The organism is Levilactobacillus yonginensis, from assembly GCF_003946265.1.
Classification (GTDB): Bacteria; Bacillota; Bacilli; order Lactobacillales; family Lactobacillaceae; genus Levilactobacillus; species Levilactobacillus yonginensis.
The window spans coordinates 15,167-37,835 of the sequence record NZ_RHNO01000008.1; the positions used below are offsets into that span (position 1 = coordinate 15,167).

At 49.6% G+C, this 22,669-nt stretch carries 24 protein-coding genes; 2 read left to right on the forward strand and 22 right to left on the reverse strand.

Features of this window, described 5'->3' with window-relative positions:
- Positions 1-37: 37 nt before the first annotated feature.
- From EKM87_RS05610 to EKM87_RS05670, 13 genes are all read right to left on the reverse strand, one after another.
- On the reverse strand, positions 38-1,039 hold the full coding sequence (locus tag EKM87_RS05610; protein WP_164506439.1) for a glycosyltransferase family 2 protein: 1,002 nt from the start codon (positions 1,037-1,039) through the stop codon (positions 38-40).
- Complete coding sequence (locus EKM87_RS05615; protein ID WP_125682737.1) at positions 1,036-2,490, reverse strand: hypothetical protein; 1,455 nt, start codon at positions 2,488-2,490, stop codon at positions 1,036-1,038. Before EKM87_RS05615 ends, EKM87_RS05610 begins: the two co-directional genes overlap by 4 nt.
- Positions 2,487-3,239 carry a glycosyltransferase family 32 protein gene (locus EKM87_RS05620; protein ID WP_125682739.1) on the reverse strand — a complete coding sequence of 251 codons (753 nt, stop codon included), beginning with the start codon at positions 3,237-3,239 and terminating at the stop codon, positions 2,487-2,489. Before EKM87_RS05620 ends, EKM87_RS05615 begins: the two co-directional genes overlap by 4 nt.
- Entirely contained in the window at positions 3,236-3,727 is a 492-nt protein-coding gene (locus EKM87_RS05625) for a glycosyltransferase (protein ID WP_125682741.1), read from the reverse strand. Before EKM87_RS05625 ends, EKM87_RS05620 begins: the two co-directional genes overlap by 4 nt.
- The gene (gene pssD / locus EKM87_RS05630; protein WP_125682743.1) at positions 3,727-4,176 is read right to left on the reverse strand and encodes a PssD/Cps14F family polysaccharide biosynthesis glycosyltransferase; all 450 of its coding nucleotides are present in this window, start codon (positions 4,174-4,176) and stop codon (positions 3,727-3,729) included. Before pssD ends, EKM87_RS05625 begins: the two co-directional genes overlap by 1 nt.
- A gap of 23 nt (positions 4,177-4,199) precedes the next feature.
- On the reverse strand, positions 4,200-4,868 hold the full coding sequence (locus tag EKM87_RS05635; RefSeq protein ID WP_125682745.1) for a sugar transferase: 669 nt from the start codon (positions 4,866-4,868) through the stop codon (positions 4,200-4,202).
- A 39-nt stretch (positions 4,869-4,907) separates the two neighbouring features.
- Complete coding sequence (locus tag EKM87_RS05640) at positions 4,908-5,642, reverse strand: tyrosine-protein phosphatase (RefSeq protein WP_125682747.1); 735 nt, start codon at positions 5,640-5,642, stop codon at positions 4,908-4,910.
- Positions 5,643-6,377 carry a CpsD/CapB family tyrosine-protein kinase gene (locus EKM87_RS05645; protein WP_125682749.1) on the reverse strand — a complete coding sequence of 245 codons (735 nt, stop codon included), beginning with the start codon at positions 6,375-6,377 and terminating at the stop codon, positions 5,643-5,645. It abuts the gene before it with no gap.
- A 10-nt stretch (positions 6,378-6,387) separates the two neighbouring features.
- Complete coding sequence (locus tag EKM87_RS05650; protein ID WP_125682751.1) at positions 6,388-7,155, reverse strand: YveK family protein; 768 nt, start codon at positions 7,153-7,155, stop codon at positions 6,388-6,390.
- Positions 7,156-7,418: 263 nt separating this feature from the next.
- A complete protein-coding gene (gene rfbB, locus EKM87_RS05655) occupies positions 7,419-8,462 on the reverse strand; it encodes a dTDP-glucose 4,6-dehydratase (RefSeq protein WP_125682753.1) in 1,044 nt (347 codons plus the stop codon).
- 360 nt (positions 8,463-8,822) lie between these two features.
- A complete protein-coding gene (locus tag EKM87_RS05660) occupies positions 8,823-9,890 on the reverse strand; it encodes an LCP family protein (RefSeq protein ID WP_164506440.1) in 1,068 nt (355 codons plus the stop codon).
- Between the two features lie 204 nt (positions 9,891-10,094).
- Positions 10,095-11,117: a lipoate--protein ligase gene (locus tag EKM87_RS05665; RefSeq protein WP_125682757.1), complete on the reverse strand. Its 1,023-nt coding sequence runs from the start codon at positions 11,115-11,117 to the stop codon at positions 10,095-10,097.
- A gap of 51 nt (positions 11,118-11,168) precedes the next feature.
- Positions 11,169-12,581 (reverse strand): APC family permease, encoded by a 1,413-nt coding sequence (locus EKM87_RS05670; RefSeq protein WP_125682759.1) that lies wholly within the window; start codon positions 12,579-12,581, stop codon positions 11,169-11,171.
- 227 nt (positions 12,582-12,808) lie between these two features.
- Between EKM87_RS05670 and EKM87_RS05675 the strand changes: the two genes are divergently transcribed.
- Together EKM87_RS05675 and asnA are read left to right on the forward strand one after the other, a co-directional pair.
- Positions 12,809-13,129 (forward strand): DsrE family protein, encoded by a 321-nt coding sequence (locus EKM87_RS05675; RefSeq protein ID WP_125682761.1) that lies wholly within the window; start codon positions 12,809-12,811, stop codon positions 13,127-13,129.
- Positions 13,130-13,573: 444 nt separating this feature from the next.
- Positions 13,574-14,581, forward strand: a complete 1,008-nt coding sequence (gene asnA / locus EKM87_RS05680; RefSeq protein WP_125682763.1) for an aspartate--ammonia ligase — start codon at positions 13,574-13,576, stop codon at positions 14,579-14,581.
- A 195-nt stretch (positions 14,582-14,776) separates the two neighbouring features.
- Here asnA and EKM87_RS05685 read toward each other — a convergent pair whose 3' ends face one another.
- The 9 genes from EKM87_RS05685 to EKM87_RS05725 form a co-directional block, all read right to left on the reverse strand.
- Entirely contained in the window at positions 14,777-15,439 is a 663-nt protein-coding gene (locus EKM87_RS05685) for a potassium channel family protein (protein WP_125682765.1), read from the reverse strand.
- Between the two features lie 13 nt (positions 15,440-15,452).
- Positions 15,453-16,805 (reverse strand): TrkH family potassium uptake protein, encoded by a 1,353-nt coding sequence (locus EKM87_RS05690; protein ID WP_125682767.1) that lies wholly within the window; start codon positions 16,803-16,805, stop codon positions 15,453-15,455.
- Between the two features lie 178 nt (positions 16,806-16,983).
- Complete coding sequence (locus EKM87_RS05695; RefSeq protein WP_125682769.1) at positions 16,984-17,625, reverse strand: hypothetical protein; 642 nt, start codon at positions 17,623-17,625, stop codon at positions 16,984-16,986.
- Positions 17,626-18,101: 476 nt separating this feature from the next.
- The gene (gene rpsI, locus EKM87_RS05700; protein ID WP_125682772.1) at positions 18,102-18,494 is read right to left on the reverse strand and encodes a 30S ribosomal protein S9; all 393 of its coding nucleotides are present in this window, start codon (positions 18,492-18,494) and stop codon (positions 18,102-18,104) included.
- Between the two features lie 13 nt (positions 18,495-18,507).
- On the reverse strand, positions 18,508-18,951 hold the full coding sequence (rplM, locus tag EKM87_RS05705) for a 50S ribosomal protein L13 (protein WP_125682774.1): 444 nt from the start codon (positions 18,949-18,951) through the stop codon (positions 18,508-18,510).
- A 138-nt stretch (positions 18,952-19,089) separates the two neighbouring features.
- Positions 19,090-19,887, reverse strand: coding sequence for a tRNA pseudouridine(38-40) synthase TruA (gene truA, locus EKM87_RS05710; RefSeq protein WP_125682776.1), 798 nt, complete (start codon positions 19,885-19,887; stop codon positions 19,090-19,092).
- A 9-nt stretch (positions 19,888-19,896) separates the two neighbouring features.
- Entirely contained in the window at positions 19,897-20,697 is an 801-nt protein-coding gene (locus EKM87_RS05715; RefSeq protein WP_125682778.1) for an energy-coupling factor transporter transmembrane component T family protein, read from the reverse strand.
- Positions 20,690-21,562, reverse strand: coding sequence for an energy-coupling factor ABC transporter ATP-binding protein (locus EKM87_RS05720; protein WP_125682780.1), 873 nt, complete (start codon positions 21,560-21,562; stop codon positions 20,690-20,692). Before EKM87_RS05720 ends, EKM87_RS05715 begins: the two co-directional genes overlap by 8 nt.
- A complete protein-coding gene (locus EKM87_RS05725) occupies positions 21,538-22,377 on the reverse strand; it encodes an energy-coupling factor ABC transporter ATP-binding protein (protein ID WP_125682894.1) in 840 nt (279 codons plus the stop codon). Before EKM87_RS05725 ends, EKM87_RS05720 begins: the two co-directional genes overlap by 25 nt.
- Positions 22,378-22,669: the final 292 nt, after the last annotated feature.

A 22,669-nucleotide genomic window follows, 5' to 3' on the forward strand; every position in this document is an offset into this window, starting at 1 on the left:
TAATTTTCCGAACCTCTACATTCATGCGAGCAACTGGCTACGGCCTAGCCAACCGGTAACGTAACCAGTAGAACAGGCGACTCTTCACTAGCGACTCTTTCACCTGAAAGAGTCGTGCTGCTCCCTCAAAATGCCAGTTGGCCACCCTAAGAATCGTCTGATTAGCTGGTCCATACATCCAATGCTGGCAGCGTGGTGATAACCGACAATACATAGCGCGCAGTTGTTTAAACTCCCGCCGATGACTTCTTAAAGCACCACTAGCCAACTCTATAATCAACCGATTCCGACGAATCTTGAGATCCGTTTGAAATACCGCCGGAACACTGGTCAACATGTGATCGACCGCTTGAACTGCCGTGACCTTTTTAGGATTAAAGCCTGAATTCACTAACGACTCGGCGTGTTGCCAATACACGTACAGCGGCTCTGGCAGGCACAGAATCGTCGTCACCCGTTGGATTAATTGGACATTAAACAATTCATCCTCCAAATACGCTACGTGCTCATCAAAATACATCCCCTGAATGGCAGCCCTACGATAAGCCTTGTTACAAGCATAGCCGCGAAAACCACCCTGGGTGAAAATTACTTCTAGAAAACTGGGGGCTGCCAAAAGCTGTGGCCGAGCAAATCTCTCGTTCAGTGCCATAGCGTACGTCCGATTATAACTTGCCAACAAGACGTTGAAACAAGCAATATCTGGTCGACTCACCAGCTGCTTTTTCAAAATCGTCAGTGCATCTGCCGCTAGATAGTCATCCGGGTCTAGGAATAACACGTACTGTCCCCGTGCTACTTTTAACCCCGTATTTCTCGCGGCTGAGACGCCCGCGTTGGCCTGAGAAAACACCTGCAGTGCCGATACGTTCCCCGCCAACTGTTGAAGTACCGCCAGTGAAGCATCCGTTGAGCCGTCGTCCACCGCCAAGATTTCAAAATCTGTAAATGCCTGGTCTAGCACAGATGTCAGGCAGCGCTCCAGGAAATGGGCAGCATTGTACACCGGAATAATGATTGAAAAGTATGGGGACTTCATGGGGACTCCTCTCCTGCTGGGCGACGAAGAACTGGTCCCATCGCAAGTAACATCATATAGATTGCAATACATTGTGGGGTAAATGTATTGTCCTGAAAAATACTCATGATAATCAAAATTACTGGTAGATATGCCAACTGCAGACAACTAGCCTGGGCTCGTCGCGTCAAAGAATTTAAACGAACCAGATGTTGACGCCCTAGCTGAACAAAAATCAGGCTCAAGATGCCAATTCCCACTAAACCAATTTGATACCCAAACGACAGGAGAGCAGTTTCACCACCCGTGCTCAACCAAGTGGCATCATCACTCTCCCCAACGTTCAGCGCTGCGGCAGCGTTGCCCCCAGTGCCTAGGCCATGTCCTAGTGGTCGGGCTAAGATATTTTGCCACGTTTCCGTAATAGCAGTAAAGTGGTTGCCCACTGCCCCACCGAACGTTTGGTAGTAAAAATTACTGTATAGGTAAACTAGACCGGCAACGAGTAGCATCACACCCAGATAGATAGCCCGATCATTTAGAAAATGAAGACACCATTTCAGGCTCCGGTGAATTCCTGGAGCCAGCAACGCCAGGCCCAGTACCATGAGCGCACCCTTCCCGAAGGTTAAGAACACCCCTACCAGGACGATAGCCTCACTGAGCACCCGGACCACCCAACTCTGAGTCCAGCGAAACATCACCAGAAATAGCAACATCCCTACCAACAAGTAACCGAGGTTGACGGGTTCGTAGTACAACGACCCCATCCGCGTCACAGCGTGGCCAAAGGCATCTGAGTAAAACCGACCGTCCAGCCCCGCCTGCGCGAGAGCAGTGGCCCCCTTGGCACGATAAACTTCATCGATGCCAATGGCAGCGTACGCCCGATATCCCCCCAACAGGAGAACCACCCCGACCCCAATAATCAGAAAGGCCAGGTGACTCAATCGTCGGCATAGCGCCGCGACATCAAAAGACGCCAGTCGACTATTTTGCCAAGCTATCTGGTAGACCATGAAAAAAAACGTTAAATTTCTAAGATTGGCAATAATCGCCCCCAGCGACCCGTGGCCGAATGCCAGTGAACCCAGCGCAATCCCTAGTAGTCCAAGAAAAAGTCGCGTCACCCAATCCCAACGGATGGTTTTGAGTGGACCACCAACGAAGAGCCCCGCCGTGAAAAGCAGTGGTACCTGTGTCAAAAATGTTAACCCCTGATCATTTCCCGCTAGGTGGGCACCCACGCCAATCAAGAAATTTTGAAAAACCAGTAACACTACGATGGCCAGCAAAATCAGCTCGCGCTGTTGCCGTAGCTGATTGAGGGACCACCCAGCAACGACGGCAACTAACCAAGCGACCGGAAAGCCACCGGTTGTGGCCGCCAAAAAAGTTGCCGTAAAAGTCGTCAACAACGCCACGATATATTTAACCGGTAGCCCCGGCGATTGGGAAATAGTTGTCTTCAAATCTTGCTCCTTACCGCGCTGTACCAGCTCTTCAGTCGTGCATAACTCCCTTCCCCGCCAACGGCATCAATGATACGACGGCTCCTGATTTTCCACCGAGTAACGGTTAGCGAGGTGGCAGGCTTCCAGGTGGCCGCGTAATGGTGAATGGCGACGCTTTGCGCCGTAAGTCGTAACTTACCAGAGGCGAGATCCTCCGGACAAAAATAAGTTGGCGGTAAGATGACGACGCGCTTATCCTGTAAAAGTTGAATTTGCCGATTTCGTTGCACACCCCATCCCTTGAATAACGGCGCCGCAATCGTGACGCAGGTGGTTAGATCCGGCCGATCGTTACACATGAAATTACGCTGTTGATACTGGGCCAATAGGTCCCGTACCGTGGCTTGCTGACTGATTGCCCCAAACCCGACTCCAGTATTCACCCGGCCCGCCTCCTCCATGCCAAAGAAAGCATCGTATGTTAAAAACGTATCCAACGGCTGGAGAAGTTCCACGTCCGTGTCTAAATAAATACCACCGTGCCGGGCAATCACGTCTAGGCGGGCAACGTCGGCGACAAAGGCAAACTTCTTTTGTGCGTACGCCTGCCGCACGTAAGGGATTTGCGTCACATCCCAGTTTGATTCATCCCAGCGTTTAAGGTGATAATCCGGACAGACACGCTGCCAGGACGCTAAGCAACGGGTCACACTGTCGGGAAGGGATTGACCACCAAACCAGCAGTAATGGATTACTTTAGGAATCATGACGACACTCCCATCTGCCGAATTGCCACCGTCAACTGCTGGTTAAATTGGTGCGTGTGCGAAGGCAACTGGTGCGGCACGTCACGGGCAGTCGTAAAGATTGTCGCCAACTCGGCCACGTCGTCAACTACGGTCAACGGATACCCCTGTTGCGCCACCTGCCGGGCAAACGTCAACTGGTGATCGTTCACATGCTCCCGAAATACCGCTTGACGGGGCACCACAATAGTTCGTTTGCCCAACGCCAGGGACTGCATAAAGGTGGCCGGTCCCCCGTGACAAACAATGGTATCTGCCGACTGCATCGCTTGCTGCATGCCCTGATTACTCAAAAAATTGGTCACCTCACAGTGGGGCGCTACCGCGGTCGCATACCCCGACTGAATCACGACCCGGTCTTTAATGATGCCCCGCACAACCAGATCCTCCATAGCCACTAACAGACGGTTAAAGGGCTGTTCATGGGTGCCTACTGTCACAAAGATCATTAGAAAATCCTCCCGAGATTCACTGCCTTGGGGTACACCTTCCGCATTTCTGGCCACTGAACCACGAAGAGGTCCGTGACTGGGTAAACGAGCTTGCCCGTCAGAGTGGGCGCATCGATTCGGTCAAAGACTTCAATGTAGACCGTCTTGATACGCAAGAGCTTGCTGACGTAGAAAAATGGCACGGCCACTGCGGCGCCCGACGAGATAACCACGTCGGGACGTTCCCGCCGTAAGACCTTGAACGCTAACCACGTATTCTTAACTAGGTTTTTCAAGTTGCGATTCGTCGGAAAAAAACAATTGATTCGACGCTCACCCTTGAGCAGACTCCGTACATCCGGCTTGTCAAAGGTGACCCAGAACCGCTGCTCGTCCGCCCAGAATTCTCGGAGTAACCGCAAATGAGCCAAGTGACCACCACTTGACCCAACCAAGCATACCTTCATTCGGTCATCCCCTTTCTTAACGACTAGTACGCCCCGTTTGGCTTCACAAAGACACGAATTGTTAAAAGCAACACATACAGGTCCAGCAGAAAGCTCCGGCGCGCAATATACTGCAGATCCAACAACACCATTTCGGCAAAGCTCACCTCATTACGAACCGTTGCTTGCCACAATCCCGTACACCCAGGCTTTACCGTCAACCGCTGTAAATCGTGAGACGTGTAGGTAGCCACCTCCCGTGGCAATGGCGGCCGCGGACCAACTAGACTCATCTGACCCAACAAAACGTTCAACAGTTGCGGCAATTCATCCACGCTGTATTTACGAATAATCCGACCGATTTTGGTGATTCGGGGATCTTGCTTCATTTTGAACATGGCCCCGGCCACGTCACTTCGTTGTAGCAACTGATTGAGCTGATGATCAGCATCGGCCACCATTGAGCGGAACTTAAACATCCGAAAGGGCCGTTGATTCACGCCCACCCTAGTTTGTGAATAAAACACGGGTCCCCGTGGGTCTTCCAACTTGATCAAGAGGGCAACCACGATGAATACCGGCATCAATAGCAACAATCCCAAGAGACTCATCATCATATCAAATACCCGTTTACTCGTTCGGTATAAATACCGGCGACGTTGTCTGGCCTGGTCAAGCAAGCTACTCTGATAGTTTGTGTCACGATAATCCATTAAATGTCCCTAACCCTTTCTTCTGAGTGGCAAAAGTGTTTAGCCGCCCGTTAGTAGGGATTCCCCGTTGACTACGGCGACGGCATTATCATTAATTTCTCGACAACGGTCTGACCCTACTGCAACTTCTAATTGCTGAAAGGCCGCCGCCATGACGCAGGGGCGCCGTAAGTCGTCATGGGCATCGGAAGCTAGCAGAACTCCCGGTACACTCACCAACAAGTGACTGGCTAATTTCTGGGCAGCTCGACCGAACATCCCCAGATAACTTCCCGCCGTCACCTGGAGTAGACATCCTAATCGCATCAATCTCTCTAAGCGCTCCGGTTCCCGTTGCAGCACCGGATGTCGTTCTGGGTGAGCTAAGACGGGGATGATTCCCCGCAATGTCAGCTGAAATAACAGGTCTTCCGTATACAGGGGCACGTGCGTGGCTGGCAGTTCCAGCAGCAAGTAAGTCCCCACCGCGTCTAAAAATAACAGGTCATCGGCGGCCAAATGGTTTAACAGGTCCCCGGTCATGTGAACCTCCTGCCCCGGGAACACCGTCAGTGGAATCCCCGCCAACTGCAACGCCGACTGAAAGGCAACCACGTGCTCCTGGACTCTCCATTTAGGATTGTCGTAATCAGCCTGTAAATGATGCGGTGTCAACACGGCGTGAGTGATGCCTTGAGCAACGACCATTTCAGCTAGTTGCAACGCTAGTTCGTGGTTTTGCGGCCCATCATCTATTGCTGGTAAAAGGTGGATATGCACATCAATTAATCCCATCTAATTATCCGTTCGGCCATAATAACCCTGGTACACTTGGCCGTAATACCCATCCGATTTCAAATCCGTGACCCGATTCATCACTGCCCCCAAAACATTGGCGTGCACGGCCTGCAACAATTGTTGAGCCCGTCGTACACCAGTCTTGGTTGCAATTCCTTGCGGCACCACCAAGATGGTCCCGTCCACCTCTGCCGCCAATAGCTGACTATCCGTCACTGTATTGACTGGGGGCGCATCCACAATTATCAAGTCATAACTGGCCTGTAACTCTTGTAACAGTTGCTTTAACCGCGAACTTCCCAGCAATTCCGCTGGATTGGGCGGCATAGGTCCACTGGTCACCACCGACAAATTGGTGATTGTCGTTGCCTGCACCACCTCTGCCAGGGTTGCCACACCGGATAAGAAATTCGTCATGCCCAAACGATTGGCTACGTCAAAAGTCTGATGAACCGTGGGCCGTCGTAAATCTGCGTCCACCAGGACCACCCGTGCCCCCTGACTAGCCCACGTAACGGCCAAATTATTACTCACGGTCGACTTGCCTTCTGAGGGCGCGGAGGAAGTAAACAGAATCGACTTAACTGGGTGGTTCACTGAGGAAAATTGAATGTTCGTTCGCACCGTGCGAAACTGCTCAGCAATCTGATGTCCCGGTGCTGTAGCGGTAATCAACCCAACGCCATTTTTATGACTGGCATCACTTAATGTCTTGTGCCTGAACCGTCGCATACTCTTCCACCTAAACCCTTCTTTGAATGCGTTGTGCCTGAGTGTTAGTCTGACCAGTCACTGTTGACTCAGTTGTCCGGCGCCTCTGTGCTTGTTCCTGCGGAATCTCGCTAAGAATTCCAAGACTGGTTATGCCCAGGTCCTCGGTCAAGAATTTTTCCGATGTCACCGTTCTATCCGTTGCTTCTCGAATGAAAGCTAAACTCATCCCCATCAAGAGACCCGCCACCACGCCTAGTAGAATGTTAATCGCCTTCTTAGGACTGACGGCCCCACCACTAGCGGTTGCTGGTGAAACAATGGACACATTATCAATGCGCATAATTTTACCGATTTTATCCTTGAATGACTGGGCTGTTTTGTTGGCAATTACCGAGGCGGTTTGCGGATTGGTCGCCGTTGCTGTTACCGAAAACACTTGTGAATTAGGTTCATTTTCAATCTGCAACGCCTGCTTCAAACCCTTTGGATGGCCAGGTAAGTCACGAATCTCCCGGCTGACTGGTTCCAAAACCGTTGGGCTGGTGATGATGTCCTTGTACGTGCTGATCATTTGGACATCGGCCTGCACCTGTTGTAATTGACCGCCCTGTTCCGTCGCTGTTGCTCGACGATTTACGAGAATATTGGTCGTGGCTTGGTACTTGGGTGTCATGAGCCAAAAGGTCGCCACCACGGCTAGGATTGTGACTAATAGTGTGGTTAGACTGATCAATCTGACGTGCTTCCGTAGAATGTTGGCAACTTGTGCCAAGTTAATTGTTTGTTCTGACTCCATACTCTCCTCCGTGTAGGTCCTTGTGACTGACGTGAGCGACCACCACTTGTTCAAACGCGCGCTAGCTTTTACAACAACTTTTATATTTGTTACCACACTATAAACCATTTTTCACAATCAAGTCAATCCTATTGCGTTTTTTCGTTTTAACTATTAAAAGGAATTTGAGCCAATCCATTTACGTATAACGCTACTAACAGATGGTTATAATTGACTATCAAATTAATAACAAAAAAAAGCGAGACCACCGCCTCGCTCTCGCTTTATTCGTTATCAATAGCCGATTCAGTCAGTTGGGCAGCCTGATAAGCGGCCTCAACTTTCGCTTTTTCTCCCTGCCACCAACTTTCATGTGTGCGATACCAAGCAATGGTCTGCTGCAGGCCCACTGAAAAGTCTGTCATCTGCGACTGCCACCCCAATTCAGTCTGGAGTTTAGTGGCATCAATGGCGTACCGCCGGTCATGTCCCGGACGGTCCTGCACGTAATCGAACGCATTGTCTGGTTGGCCCATCGCCGTTAAGATTGCCTGCAAAACGCCTAAATTAGAGCGCTCACCGTTAGCCCCAATCAAGTAAGTTTCTCCAATCTTTCCCTGTGTCAAAATTAGCCAGACCGCTCGCGAGTGATCATCCACGTGAATCCAGTCGCGTACGTTTTGCCCCGTCCCATATAACTTGGGCCGCCGCCCACTGAGAATATTCGTAATCTGGCGGGGAATGAATTTTTCAATGTGTTGGTAAGGCCCATAGTTGTTAGAACAATTCGAAATAGTCGCCCGTAGCCCAAACGAGCGGACCCAAGCGTGCACCAGCATGTCGGAACTCGCCTTGCTAGCGGAATAGGGACTGCTGGGATTGTACCGCGACTCGGGGGTAAACTTCGCCGCTGAGTCGTTCGTCCCAGCATCTCTGAGTGGCAGGTCACCGTAAACCTCATCGCTGGAGATGTGATGAAACCGGACGCCGTAGCGAACACAGGCCTGTAGTAATGTATAGGTGCCAACGATATTGGTTTGAATAAACGGCGCTGGATCACGTAACGAACGATCGTTATGACTCTCGGCCGCGTAGTGAACAACGGCGTTGACCTGCTGAACCAGGTCATTGACCAACCGCGCGTCGGCAATATCGCCGACTACCAATCGCACCCGGTCAGCCGGCAACCCAGCCAGATTGGCCCGATTCCCGGCGTACGTTAATTTATCCAACACCGTTACGTGAACTGTCGGGTGATTGGCCACCACGTAACGGACAAAGTTGGCGCCAATAAAGCCAGCGCCCCCCGTAACTAAGATGTTTTTCATTTGGCAATAACTCCCTTCAATGCTCACTACTGATACCTTACACTACAACGAATTAGCAGGTGGAATCAACTCATCAGGGATCACCCACCCAATATGATACCTATAGAAAAAGCGCCCAGACCTCAGTCTGCAGCGCTCTTACTTATCACAATCAATTCATTCCCAAAGGTTGAAAGTACTGAAACACCCACTATGCCTGATACAACCAGGATTGGGTATTGATGTTTAGTCAGACATAGTGGGAAATCGCGTAAGTGCTATCATCCAGGTATTTAAACTAGCTTAGCTTCCAAGCACCCGTTTAAACGGAGGCGTTCCCCACAGCAGGCGGAATCTCTGACCGCCGCAGTGCGACGACTATTAATAGCCACCACCAGGGCCACCATTGTTGCCGTTATCAGTGGTTCCCGTACTGCTCGTCGCGTCACTCGTACCAGCTTCGCCGGTCGAGGCATCAACCTGAGCAATAGTCCCCGTTGACTTGTGAGCCAAGCCCAAGCCGGTTCGAATATAGTTTGTGACCCGTTGCAGCTCGGTCTTTGAGGCCACTTCCATGCTCTGACTATTAAGCGTCTCACTAGTCCCCTGCAAGTGGGTCGTCTTGATGCTCTTCGTGGCGCTGCGATAGTTCGTAGCCAGCGCCGTCAAGTCGTTAAACGTCAGGTCAGTCTGGGTCTGCTTGGTCAGTGAGCTGATAAAGCTTTCGTTCAATAGCGACGTGACCGAACCAGACTTGTTCAACAGGGCCATGATGACCTTTCGTTGCCGCGTCTGCCGACCATAGTCGCCTTTCGGATCGTCATCTCGCATCCGGGAGTAGGCCAACGCCCGTTTCCCATTCATGTGCGTCTTCACACCCTTCTTAAAGGTGTACCCGCCATAACTAAAGCTCAACGTTGGCGTCAGGTCCACACCGCCGACCTCGTCGATGATCTTTTCCATCCCCCCCATGTTGATGATGGCGTAGAAGTCAATCGGGATGTTTAACATATCTTGGACGGTCGTGATGGCCGTCTTAGACTTGCCATAGGCGTACGCTGCATTGATTTTAACCGTGCCGTAATCCTCATATCCAGGGATTGAAACCGCCGTATCCCGCGGAATACTGGTGATGGTCGTCTTCTCCGTTTCCGGATTGATCGTCACGACCATCATACTGTCGGTTCGTCCCTGGAAAGTCCGACCAAGGGCCCCCGTGTCGGTTCCCATTAGCAGAATCGAAATTGGTTTCTTCTGTTTCAGCACAGCGTTCACATTCCGGAGCTTCTTAGCACCGGATGCTTGGTACGTGGTATCAACGGACTTCTTAATACTTTGATACTTCTGATAACCGTACGCCACGCCTCCCACTAGTAGTGCCAGAATCAGCACCAGAATTGTGTTCCGGACTGGATGTCGCTTTCTTCTTGGTCGTTGTCGTTTTTCCATTTCCATGGTTTGGTTAGCCACCCTTTCACCCACCCGCAGACTGCCAGGTGGTCGTTCTAAAAATTAATCATATGAATCAACTTGTCCATTATAGGGGTAATTCCTTAACGTTTCCTGATTGCCAGGCAACCTTAATAAAAAACAAAGCGTTGCCGTCTCTGCAGCAACGCTTCGACTAATCAAGTTCTATGGGCCAGTCTCGCCCTATTCAGTGGTCGGCTGCTTAGTCAGCAGGTCAACCAATTCATTTTTCGTAATTTTACCAAAGTAACTTGGCACATCTAATGTCTCAAAGACAGCTGCAACGGCCGCTGGTGTGTAGGTCACCCCAGTCAACTTAGTAGTGACCTCGTCAATTGGTAATTGGCCAAAGAAGTCGCCGTGAATCTGAATGGCTTGAATCTTACCACCAGCCACATCCAGGTCAAATTCAACCGTTCCCGCGGTAAAATGCTGACGACGCGTTAGAGAATAGGCCGGATCATTGCAGTAGATCCAATCCCAATTGTTGAAATACTGGTCAGCCTGTTGCTTGATACCCGCCTGATCAGCCGCTGTTAACTGGTAAGTCTTGGCGTCCTTAAGATCCGAGACCGATAAGATCTCTTTGGCCAAGGTATCCCGAAATTCTTCAATCGTCAGATGCTGATAAGCTTCATCGAAATACGGTTTCAGGTTCGTCACCCGACTCTTAACTGATTTGACGCCTTTAGAAGCTAACTTGTCGGCTGGTACCTGCAAGGATTTGGCAATCTGCGTCTGATCCACATCATACATCAACGTCCCGTGTGAGAACATCCGCCCGTTTTCGACGTGCATGGCGTTACCAGAGAACTTCTTGCCAGCGATGGTCAGATCGTTACGTCCCGTCATGGCAGCACCGGTCGCCCCCATCTGATGGAGTGCTTTGATCACCGGGTCCGTGAAGCGTTTGAAATTGCCCACAGCATCCCCGTCGTCCTTGGTAATAAAGCTGAAACTCACGTTACCGAGGTCATCGTACACGGCACCCCCACCAGACGTCCGCCGCGTCAAGATAATGTTGTGGTCTTGGACGTACTGCTGATTGATTTCAGCCAATACGTTTTGGTAGCGGCCGACGATGATGCACGGTGAGTTAATGTAAAAGTACAGGATAGGCTCCGACAGATCGGCGTGCTCCATCAAATATGTTTCAATTGCTAAATTTTGGCGAATATCTAAGCTTGAACTTGCTAGGTAACGCATCCAGTCATCCCTCTCGGTAATCTAGGACCATTTTAGCACGAAATGAAAGCGTTATCCCTTAACTTGCTGGCGCACCACGCTGTGATGGTAACCGTAGCTCATGTAGACGATTAGTCCCAGGACGACCCAGACGGCAAATGCGAGCCAGGTAAAGGCCTGTAACTGTGTCATGAGGTAGAGACAAGCTAAAAACGAGGCAATTGGTAAGAAGGGATACCACGGCACTTTAAACGAGGTATCTAAATTCTTAAAGCGTTCGTCATGACGTAGGAAGACGATTCCGAGTGACACCATGGCAAAGGCTGATAGCGTCCCAATGTTCACTAGCTCAGCAATCTTATCAATGGGAATGACCGCTGCAAATAAGCTGGCCAAGACCCCAAAGATCCAGGTGTTCGCCACAGGCACGTGGGTCTTTGGATTCAACTTCTTCAGTCTTGCCGGCAACAAGCCATCCCGACTAATTGCAAATAACAACCGGGTTCCTCCGTAAGACATGACGATCAATACGGTCGTCATCCCCACGATGGCCCCAAATGAAACCACCCCGGACGCCCAGTTTTGGTGAATGAGACTCAATGCTAGGGCCACAGGATCTGCCACACTCAGCTTGGTGTAATGGACCACACCGACCAGAACGGCTGACAAGCCGATATACAGAACAGCGGCCACTAACAGGGATGAGATAATCCCAATTGGCATATTCCGTTTGGGATTCTTGACCTCTTCGCTGGCCGTCGAAACAGCATCAAACCCAATGTAAGCGTAGAAGGCCACCGCGGCCCCCTTAAAGATACCCGCCGTACCAAATGGCAGAAACGGGTTATAGTTCGCTGGCTTAACGTAGAAGACGGCAATCCCAATAAATAGCAAGATGACTAAAATTTTGACGATAACCATGATGTTGTTGATTTTAGCGGACTCGCGAATCCCTTTAGACAGGAGCCAGGCAACCAACATAGTGATCACTAAGGCAACCAGGTCGATGCCCCCACCCTTCACGCCAGCAGTGCCAGCCGCTGCACGGAAGAAGGCGGGCAGCTTGAACCCAAAGCCCGCTAGTAAGTTTTGAAAGTACGAGGACCAACTCACCGCTACTGATGAAACAGCGAAGAGATATTCGGAAATCAACGCCCACCCCAAAATCCAGGCGGTAAATTCACCAAAGACGGCATAGACGTAAGTGTAAGCACTCCCCGCCAGCGGAATCGTTGACGAAAACTCTGAATAACACAGGGCAGCCATCGCGCAGACGACCACAGCAATTAGATACGACAACATCACGCCAGGGCCGGCGTAGTTAGCGGCAATTAAGCCCGGAGTGATGAAAATTCCGGCACCGACAATTGCGCCGATACCCATAGTTGTTAGAGAAAACGCCGTTAACGTCTTTTCCAACCCAGTTTTCTTATAGAGATCCGTTTGCACCTGTTTCTTAATAAAGAGTTGATGAGGTCGTGCCAAGCCGACTCCTCCTTTTATTTTTAAATGAGAATTTGATTAAACCAATTATAATAGTTTAATTTTTTCTGGCCCAAATGTCAATAGAAAATTGTTATGAAAACGTATAATAACAGGCTTATCAAGCAAAAAGTTGGGTCAATGAACCTGACATCTTGACGTAAGCATTTCCAACCTGAATCTGACAGGTTTATGCTACGATGAACGAAACGTTCCGAGGAGGAAGCTGCATGCAATTGGGTGTGATTGTGGAAACAAATGATCCCGAACAAGTCTGGAATGCCCTAAAATTCAGTGTAGCGGCCCTAAGAAAGGGCCACGCCACCCACCTATTATTGATGGGAGCGGCAGTCGAGATTGCAACCATTGGCAACGCCCGCTACGACGTTAGCGGCGAGTTGTCGGCATTTGACACTGCCGGTGGTGCCCTATTTATTTGTGAAACAGGCCCCCGAATTCATCGATTCGCCAACCAAGCCCCCTACCCCCTCGTTAGCATGCCCGGCAGTGTCGATTTAATCGAGTGGGCGGATAAAGTTGTCACTTTTTAAAAAAATTTTTGACCTCGTGAAAACCGTGACGGGTCCGCACTTTTCTAAGGATTTTCGCCATTTAATTCTAGTCAGATTTTAATTTTTTGTTTACAAACGCTAAAATCGTGCTAGGATTAATGCCATAAGATAAATAACGGAGGAAAGAGGAGTAAGTTAACGCAGCCTGCCAGTGAGTTGGGAATTAGTGCAAACCCAATCAGCGTTCGCGTTTTCTGAAAAACACTTTCTTAGTTGCTACCTGAACTGCCCCGGGGCATAGTAGGTCTAGCCGTTAACCGGTACGTTACCATCGGTAGAGTATGTTTGTACTCTAATTGAGCTGGTTTATTTTTGATGATAAACAACTTGGGTGGTACCGCGAAAAGTCTTTTCGTCCCTTGATATAAGGGATGGAAGGACTTTTTCTTTTATCTAAATTTAAACCACGAAGGAGAAATCACTATGCAATTAATCGTACCTAAGGATTATGATCCTAAGCTATCCGTTAAGGAAACCCAGGCCGCCATTCGCTACATCCGTGAAACGTTCCAAGATGAATTTGGTGCCCAATTGAACCTTTCCCGGCTCTCTGCACCAATGTTCGTCAACAAGGCTTCCGGCTTGAATGACAACCTGAGTGGGGTCGAAAAGCCCGTCTCCTTCACGATGAAGGACATGGGTGACGATACGATTGAAATCGTTCACTCCTTGGCTAAATGGAAACGATTGGCCCTGAAACGTTACGGTTTCGGGATGCACGAAGGCCTCTACACCAACATGAACGCCATTCGTAAGGACGAAGACCTGGATAACTACCACTCCGCTTACGTGGACCAATGGGACTGGGAAAAAGTCATTGCCAAAGATGAACGGAACGAAGAAACTTTGAAGTCCACCGTTCGGACTATCTTCAAGGTCATCAAGCATATGGAACACGAAGTTTGGTACAAGTTCCCTCAAGCCGTTCACCACTTGCCAGATGAAATCCACTTCGTCACGACGCAAGAACTCGAAGACACGTACCCTGACATGACGCCTAAGGAACGTGAAGACGCCATTACCAAGAAACTGGGCTGTGTCTTTCTGATGAAGATCGGTGGCGCCCTTAAGAGTGGCAAGCGCCACGATGGCCGGGCCCCTGACTACGACGACTGGGAATTAAACGGTGATATCTTGTTCTGGTACGAACCCCTGAACAAGGCCATTGAAATCTCCAGCATGGGTGTCCGGGTCGACGCTGACCGGATGATGAAGCAATTAAAGATTGCCCACGCCGAAGACCGTTTGATCTACCCTTACCACAAGATGGTCATGAGCGAAGACATTCCATTCACCATTGGTGGTGGGATCGGTCAATCACGGTTGTGCATGCTGTTACTGGGTAAGGCGCACGTTGGCGAAGTCCAAGCAGCTATCTGGCCACAAGAAATGATCGACAAGTGTGAAGCTGCCAACATTCATTTACTGTAAAGCTCTTGCGGGGCTCTTTACTAAATAAATAAAATAACTCATTTCAAATTTTCGAATAGCCAAAAGCAGGTTCTCACCCCCATCAGGTGGAGAACCTGCTTTTTTACGACTAAATATGCGAGCGACACGCTCCGAAGGCTAGAGATTCTGCCTGCTGTGGGGACGCTTTGGACTGAGAAAATCACCAACTAACAATCACTTCTTCAGAGTCTCGTCCAACTTCTCAACGTTTTCAATTGGCCCGACTACCGTCAGCACGTCATGCAACTGAACAGCATCCGTCGGGTTGGGTGAGATGTTGATTTTACGGCCGTGTTGAATGGCAATGACCGTCAGATCAAACCGTTCCCGCAGATTTAGCTGAATCAAATTCTGGTTCACAAAATTGGGATCAGTAATCACGATTTCGGCTAGCGTATACTCGTCGCTGAGATCAATGAAGTTCAGAATGTGGTTGGACAACAGTTTACGGACGATGCTGTGCCCCATGTCCCGCTCAGGAAAGACGACCTGGTCCGCCCCGACCCGTTGCAGGACCCGGCCCTGATCAGCCGTCTCGGCCTTCGCAATGACCTTCTTGGCACCCAACTCTTTGGCCAGCATGGTCGTCAAGATGCTGGCTTCCATGTTATTCCCGATACCAACAATGACGTAGTCAAAAGTATCGATGTTGAGTCCCCGCAGGACTTCCTCATCCCGGGTATCCGCAATCAACGTTTGCGTAGCCACGTCCATCATCTGATTGACGGGTGTCTCTTGAACGTCGACCGCGAGAACGTCCTGGTGAGTCTCAGCCAGCGTTTCAACCACGCTTTGACCAAAGCGGCCAAGTCCCAGAACAGCAAAATTCTTCTTCATTTATAAAAACTCCTTAACCTATTAAGACATTTTCTTCTGGATAACGAATCTGGTTGACCTTAGTCTGCCGTTTTGAAAGTGAGTACAGCGACGTGAAAATACCGACCCGCCCGATGAACATCAGCAGCATGATGACTAGCTTGCCGATAACCGTTAAGTGCGGCGTCAAGCCAAGACTCAGCCCCACCGTGCCAAATGCCGACAACACTTCAAAGACAATGTATTCCAGGCCGAACCCCTTGGGAATTCGTTCCGTCTGGGTCAGAATCAACGTCGCCACAACAATCACGATACTGGCCAGAAAGACCAGTAATAGCGCGCGACTGATGTTGGTTTGACTAAAGCGGCGGTGACTGAATTCAACATCTTTTTTACCCCGGATTTGAGCAATACTTTGTAGCATTAAGACCCCAAACGTGGTGGTCTTGATCCCCCCAGCGGTCGAACCAGGCGTCCCACCGACAAACATCAGAATCATTAAGATAAACACACTCCCAGATTGAAGTTGATGCGTTGGCAATGTGATCAACCCAGCAGTCCGTGGCGTAACACTCAGGAAGAGCGTATTGACGGTGCGATTAAACCAGGAGGTATGGGCCGGCATCAGTGATAGGTCTCGCTCTGTAATCAAGAGGAGTAAGAAACCGACCACAAACAACGTGCTGGTCGTCACCAACGTCAATTTAGAATTCAAGGTCAGGCGTTTCCGTTCATGGAACAGTAAGAGGTCCCGCCAAACCAGAAAACCCAAGCCCCCGGCAATAATCAAAATAATCGTCACAATCAACAAGTACGAATCATCCTGAAATCCTCGAAGGCTGTTACCAAACACATCAAAGCCTGCGTTACAAAACGACATGACTGAATGATAGACGGACACGTACAAGCCCCGTTTCCAACCAAAACGGGGGATAAAGTCGGCGCCTAATAGAATGGCGCCCCCAATCTGAAAGAGCGCTGAGAGGCCAATTACATAGCGCATAACGCTCTTGGTATCACTTAGGTTTTCCAGGTTCAATGATTCCTTAACCATTAGTTGCGTTGAAAGGTTGAGATGGCGCCGAATGATGTTGAATAGCAACACCGCAAAGGTCATGTAGCCTAACGCCCCGACTTCGGACAACGCCAAAATAACGACTTGACCAAAAAACGACCAATGCGTGGCCGTGTTGACTACCGTGAGCCCTGTAATGCAAGTTGCGCTGGTCGCCGTGAAGACGGTATCAATGAAGGTGGAGCCGTGCATTCCCCGAGTTGCGATTGGCAGGCTCAGGAGAATCGTCCCCACCGTAATCAGGAGAATGAATCCCCAGACCATTTTTTTAGAAAGTGTATCAAATAGCTTTGAGTTCTTAATTTTATCCATATAATTCCCAGTCCCATTATGTACTTCTCATTCAGCTTAAGACATTGGTTGCGGGAAAACAACACCTGGTTGCGGGAAAAACTGGAAAACACGATTTTTTTGATAATGGGTGACCGACGTACAAGTCCGAGTGACCCGAAACCGGCCCGGAAATTTTGCGGTTAGCGGCCAAAGTCACTCACTTTCGCGTTAGAATGCTGCTGAAATTCGATTTGGCCTTTCGATGACACCACCCACGCCACCGCGTTAGCCAGCTAGAATTCTGAGTCGCTGAAACCGTCAGTGTGGCGACCCGTTCGTGAACTTCCTTGAACATGGTGGTTAGAAACACGTAACTGGTCGGACTCACCCCCACGCGCCGGTAACGAACCGTTGTCTGCTTCAAACCAATGGCCAATTGTCCTGGGGCCAACACGGCAACACTCAGCGGTAGTGATGGCACCTGGCCAACCGTCAAGAGATGTTCCCTAATGAGGCCCGTTCCTAATGCTTTTAAATCCAAGCCATCAACACCGGCCCAGTTCAGCAACAAAATGGACTGCCCTGGCGTCACCGTTACCCGTAGCTGCTCTAGGACATCCGGCTGAGCATCGGCTGTCACCACAATCAAGTCCGCCCAGTCACTTAAAACCTGATAGTCGGTGCCAATCTGAATTTTGAAATGACTCTCAAAAATCCCCGTGATGATCAACGCGTGTTGCCGATAAAAAATTGACTGCCCGGCGTCATTCGTCAATACCCGGACGCAGTCACCCTGTGCTTGTGCCAGTCCCGCTAACGCTAATCCTGTATTACCTGCACCAACAATAAATAAATTCATTCTATTTCCTCCCAACAAAAAAAGTCCCAGAACCTACAAACTGTAGATTCTGGGACGACGTATCGTGGTACCACCCAATTTTGGTAATCAAAAAGACTACCCTTCGTTTCATGTCATTTAATAACACTAGTAATATATCGGTTACAACCGTTCTAATAGCCCCTGACACGAACCACTAGAAAGACTCCAGGCTCATCTTCATGACGCTCACCAGGCCGTTTTACACTAAACACGGCTCACTTGACTGGCGGTAATCACTACTCTTCCCTTCGACGCCTCATTAATATTTAATCAATCTCTAATAAAATATTAACACAATCTCGTTATGAGTCAATTCATTTTCATTTAATTAATCGGAAAGTGGCCACTTTTCTAAAGTCGTTCATTACTAACGCTGTGTGACCAATCGAAACACCACAACAAAAAAGCCCCCACCGTAAACGGCGAGAGCTTTCCCAATTGATAATATCGAAATATTAACGCTTGGAGAATTGTGAAGCCTTACGTGCCTTCTTCAGACCTGGCTTCTTACGTTCCTTCATCCGGGCGTCACGAGTCAAGAGACCCGCACGCTTCAGCGGACCACGGAAGTCTGGGTCAACTTCGAGCAATGCCCGAGCGATCCCATGACGAGTTGCACCGGCTTGACCGGAGAAACCGCCACCGCGCACAGTAACTAATGCATCATAGTTACCAAGCGTTTCCGTAACGTTGAATGGTTGTAAGACAACTTCACGAATACTTGCAAATGGAATGTAGTCTTCGATTGCCTTTTTGTTCATAACGATCTTACCTGAGCCGGGTACTAAACGTACACGAGCAGAGGAGTTTTTACGACGGCCAGTGCCGCGATATTGAACTTGTGCCAATTTGGTTTCCTCCTTAGATTAGGTTAGTAATGTCTAATACTTCTGGCTTTTGTGCTTCGTGCTTGTGGTCTGCACCAGCATACACATGAAGCTTCAATGCCATTTGGTGACCTAAGGAGTTCTTAGGAAGCATACCTTGAACAGAAGTTTCGATCAATTTTTCTGGGTTTTCATCCCGGAAGTTACCAGCAGTCCGTGACTTCAAACCACCAGCGAAACCAGTATGGTGGTAGTAAATCTTACCGGTTGCTTTACGGCCAGTTAAGGCGACATTTGCAGCGTTGATGACGATTACGTTATCACCAGTATCCACGTTAGGCGTGAAAGTTGGCTTGTTCTTACCACGTAATACAGAAGCAACGACTGAAGCAAGCCGACCTAAACTAACATCGGTTGCGTCGACGATGTACCATTTGCGGTCCACGTCGTTAGGTTTTGCCATATAAGTTGTACGCACGTTAAATTCCTCCATAAATCTGTGTTTGTCTGACACCAAGTAAACTTTCCGGGGCTTATCGTGGGGCAAACAATACCAACAACCATGATACAAAGTTTTACTCATAAAGTCAATGATTGTTTGTCCCCCTAACGAAAATTAACGCTGATGTTGCGGTAATTTTGTCGGGTGTTCCGGATCCTCACCCATATAATACACGTGTTTCAGATATAAGCCAGCCGCCGGCACTGTTCGCCGCGCCTGCTTACGGTCCTTGACTTCGTACAGTCTGGGAATGTCATGCACTGGTCGAGTCCCAGAACCGATTTCTACCAAGACCCCCACCATAATTCGCACTTGATTATACATAAACCCGTTTCCATAAAAATCAAAAACCAATTCATGATTGGCTTCATCAACATGACAGCTGGCTTCGTAGATCGTTCGGACGAAGGTCCGTGTCTGCGCGCCAGACGCCACAAAGCTGGTAAAATCGTGTTCTCCGACCAAGTCGGCACAGGCCTGATTAATCTTATTCAAATCAACTGGAAACTTCCAGTGGCCCGTATAATTGCGTTTAAACGGATTTCGAAATTCGCCCATATCCATTCGGTACTGATAGCGCTTGCCGGAGACATCATACCGCGCGTGGAACGTATCGGCGACCTCCTCGACCTTCAGGACCTCCATATCCATCGGTAACATGCTGTTTAAGCCCTTGCGCATGTTCTCCGCGGGAATCAGGAAGGGAAAGTCAAAATGGACCACCTGGGCCAGCGCATGGACGCCTGCGTCGGTCCGGCCAGAACCGTAGACCACAATCGCAGGTTGCGGCTGCTTAGCCATCTTATTAACGACAGCTGTCAGGGTGCTTTCCACGGTCCGTTTATTCGGTTGCCGTTGAAAGCCGGCAAAGTTCGTGCCGTCATACATTAAAGTCACTTTGTAACGTTGCATCAGGTCCTCCTACCAACGACGAAAAGCAAGAATCGCCGCAAATCCAATTATAAATATGATCCAGGTCACCGTATCTCGTTTTTGCCAGGTGAGAATCCGGTACTGACTCCGGTGCTCACTGTCCTGGTACCCCCGCGCTTCCATGGCCGTTGAGAGGTCCTCAGCTCGGTTAAAGGCACTCATGAATAGCGGTACCATCAGAGGAATCAGTGATTTGGCCTGTTTGAACAGACCCCCTTCACCGAAGTCGACCCCACGAGCGCGTTGCGCGTTCATGATCTTGGTGGCTTCATCCATCAAGGTTGGCACGAACCGTAACGCAATCGACAGCATCATGGCCAACGTATCCACGGGAACGTGGACCCACCGCAGTGGTTTCATCAGCGATGACAGTCCGGTGGCAATGTCTAACGGTTGGGTCGACAGCGTCAACAGGGTCGACATCATGATGATCAGTAAGAACCGAATAAAGATGTATCCGGAGTTCACGACGCCGTACTGGGTAATGTTGATGAACGCCCAGTGAAAGTACACGTGCCCACCAGCTGGACTAAAGAGCAGCTGTAAGACCACCGTGAAGACAATCAACCAAAGTAAGGGGCGAATCCCCTTTAAGAAGAAGCCCAGGCTAATCTTCGAGGCAAAAATTGCAGCTAGCGTGAACACAATCAAAATCCCGTAGGTTACCAGATTGTTGGCCATAAATACCAGCACGATGTAGAAGAAGCTCAACATGAGCTTGGCCCGCGGATCTAACCGGTGCACCACAGAATTCAACGGTAAGTACCGACCAAAAATAAAATTAGACATGGTCCGTCCCCCGTTTCCGCCACTGCTCTGCAATCTGCTCTGCTAGCTGATCAGCGGTCAACGGTAAAGGCTGCCACTGGAATCCCCGTTTTGCTAATTGCTGCGCAAACTGTGCTGCCCGAGGAACGTCTAGTTGGTTGGCTAACAGCCAGTCAGGGTCACCAAAGGCCTCCTGAACATCGCCAAACTTGACCAACCGCCCCTCACGCATAATCGCAACTTGTTCAGCATACTCAGCCACATCCTCCATTTGATGGGTGACCAAAACAATCGTCAATCCCTGTTCCCTATGGAGTTGTTCAAATAAGTCCATCATTTCCTGACGCCCCTGCGGATCCAGACCCGCCGTGGGTTCGTCCAGAATCAAAACTTTTGGCCGCATAGCAAGCACACCTGCAATGGCGACTCGCCGCATCTGACCGCCGGATAATTCGAACGGTGATCGTTCAGCATAACTGGTATCTAAGCCAACCGTAGTCAGCATTTGATCAGCCAGTTCGTTGGCATCCTCAGGGGACATACCAAAGTTTTGTGGCCCAAACGCAATGTCCTTGCGAATCGTTTCCTCAAACAATTGGCTCTCTGGAAACTGGAAAACCATACCCACGTGTTGCCGCAGCGGTTTCAAGTCCGCATTGGTCGTATCCGGCGTGATGGTAAAATCATCAATCTTAATTGTGCCGGATGTCGGTTTCAACAACGCGTTGATTTGTTGAACGAGCGTTGATTTACCACTCCCCGTGTGACCGATGATGGCTAAATAGCCGTGGTCAGGCAGATTGAAGGAAACGTCTTCCAAAGCCGTCTGCGCCATGGGCGTACCAGCTTGGTACGTAAAGGTTACGTGTTCGAAAGAGATTGCCACAACCATTCCTCCATTTCCGCCATCGTTTGATAATTTGTGGGAGGCTCAATGCCCCGTTTTTTCAGTGCCGCCTTGAGCTTGGCAGTGAAAGGTAAATCCAGTCCTAAGTCCACCAGCTTTTCACCCAACGCAAATATTTCTGCTGGTGAGGCTTCTTGAACCAACTGCCCATCATCAATCACCAAAATTCGGTCAGCATTTGCTGCCTCATCAATGTCGTGCGTGATTGAGATAACGGTTAGCTTCTGATCTCGCCGCAGCTTACTGACCAACTCAAGCATTTCATGCCGTCCTAAGGGGTCCAACATACTGGTGGCTTCATCCAAAATTAAGATGCTGGGGGTAATCGCCACAATGCCGGCCAACGCCACCCGCTGTTTCTGACCACCAGATAACGAACTTGGTTCACGCTGCGCAAAATCATGCATGCCGACTTCTTCGATAGCCGCTTTGACCCGTGGAATCATGTCCTCACGAGTAACCTGCCGATTCTCCAAACCAAAAGCAACATCATCCTCCACAGTTGCCCCAACAAACTGGTTGTCGGGGTTCTGAAAGATCATGCCAATTTTTTCGCGAACCTGCCAGACGGTCTCTGGCGAGAGTTCCAGGCCATCAACGGTAACTGTTCCCTCGGTAAATGGCAATAGCCCATCCAAAGACTTAGCTAGCGTGGATTTTCCACTCCCGTTATGGCCAACAATGGCCAACCACTCGCCACGGTGAACGTCAAAACTGACATCGTTTAATGCCGGTCGTTGCTCCTTGCCGTAACGGTATGAAAGATGTTTAACTTCAATGATATTTTCCATCAGCGTTTTTAATTCTCCCATGTAAAAGTCACCAGTAATTATACCAAATGTTGATGAGATAACGTAGTGGTTCACCAATATTCACCGGAATCCCCCGCATTTCTGGCCAACGACTTCCGACTACTAGTTGTTATGCGGTCACCGAACTACCCACAACTGCCAACCAATCCAATTGTGCCCAGCACCCGGCAAATGTGCGGTCCCATCGCTACTAGCCATTGCAAACGACGCTTATATAAAAATATGTACAAAAAAAATCACTAACAAACCAGCGGCGCTGAGGCGTTTGCCCCCA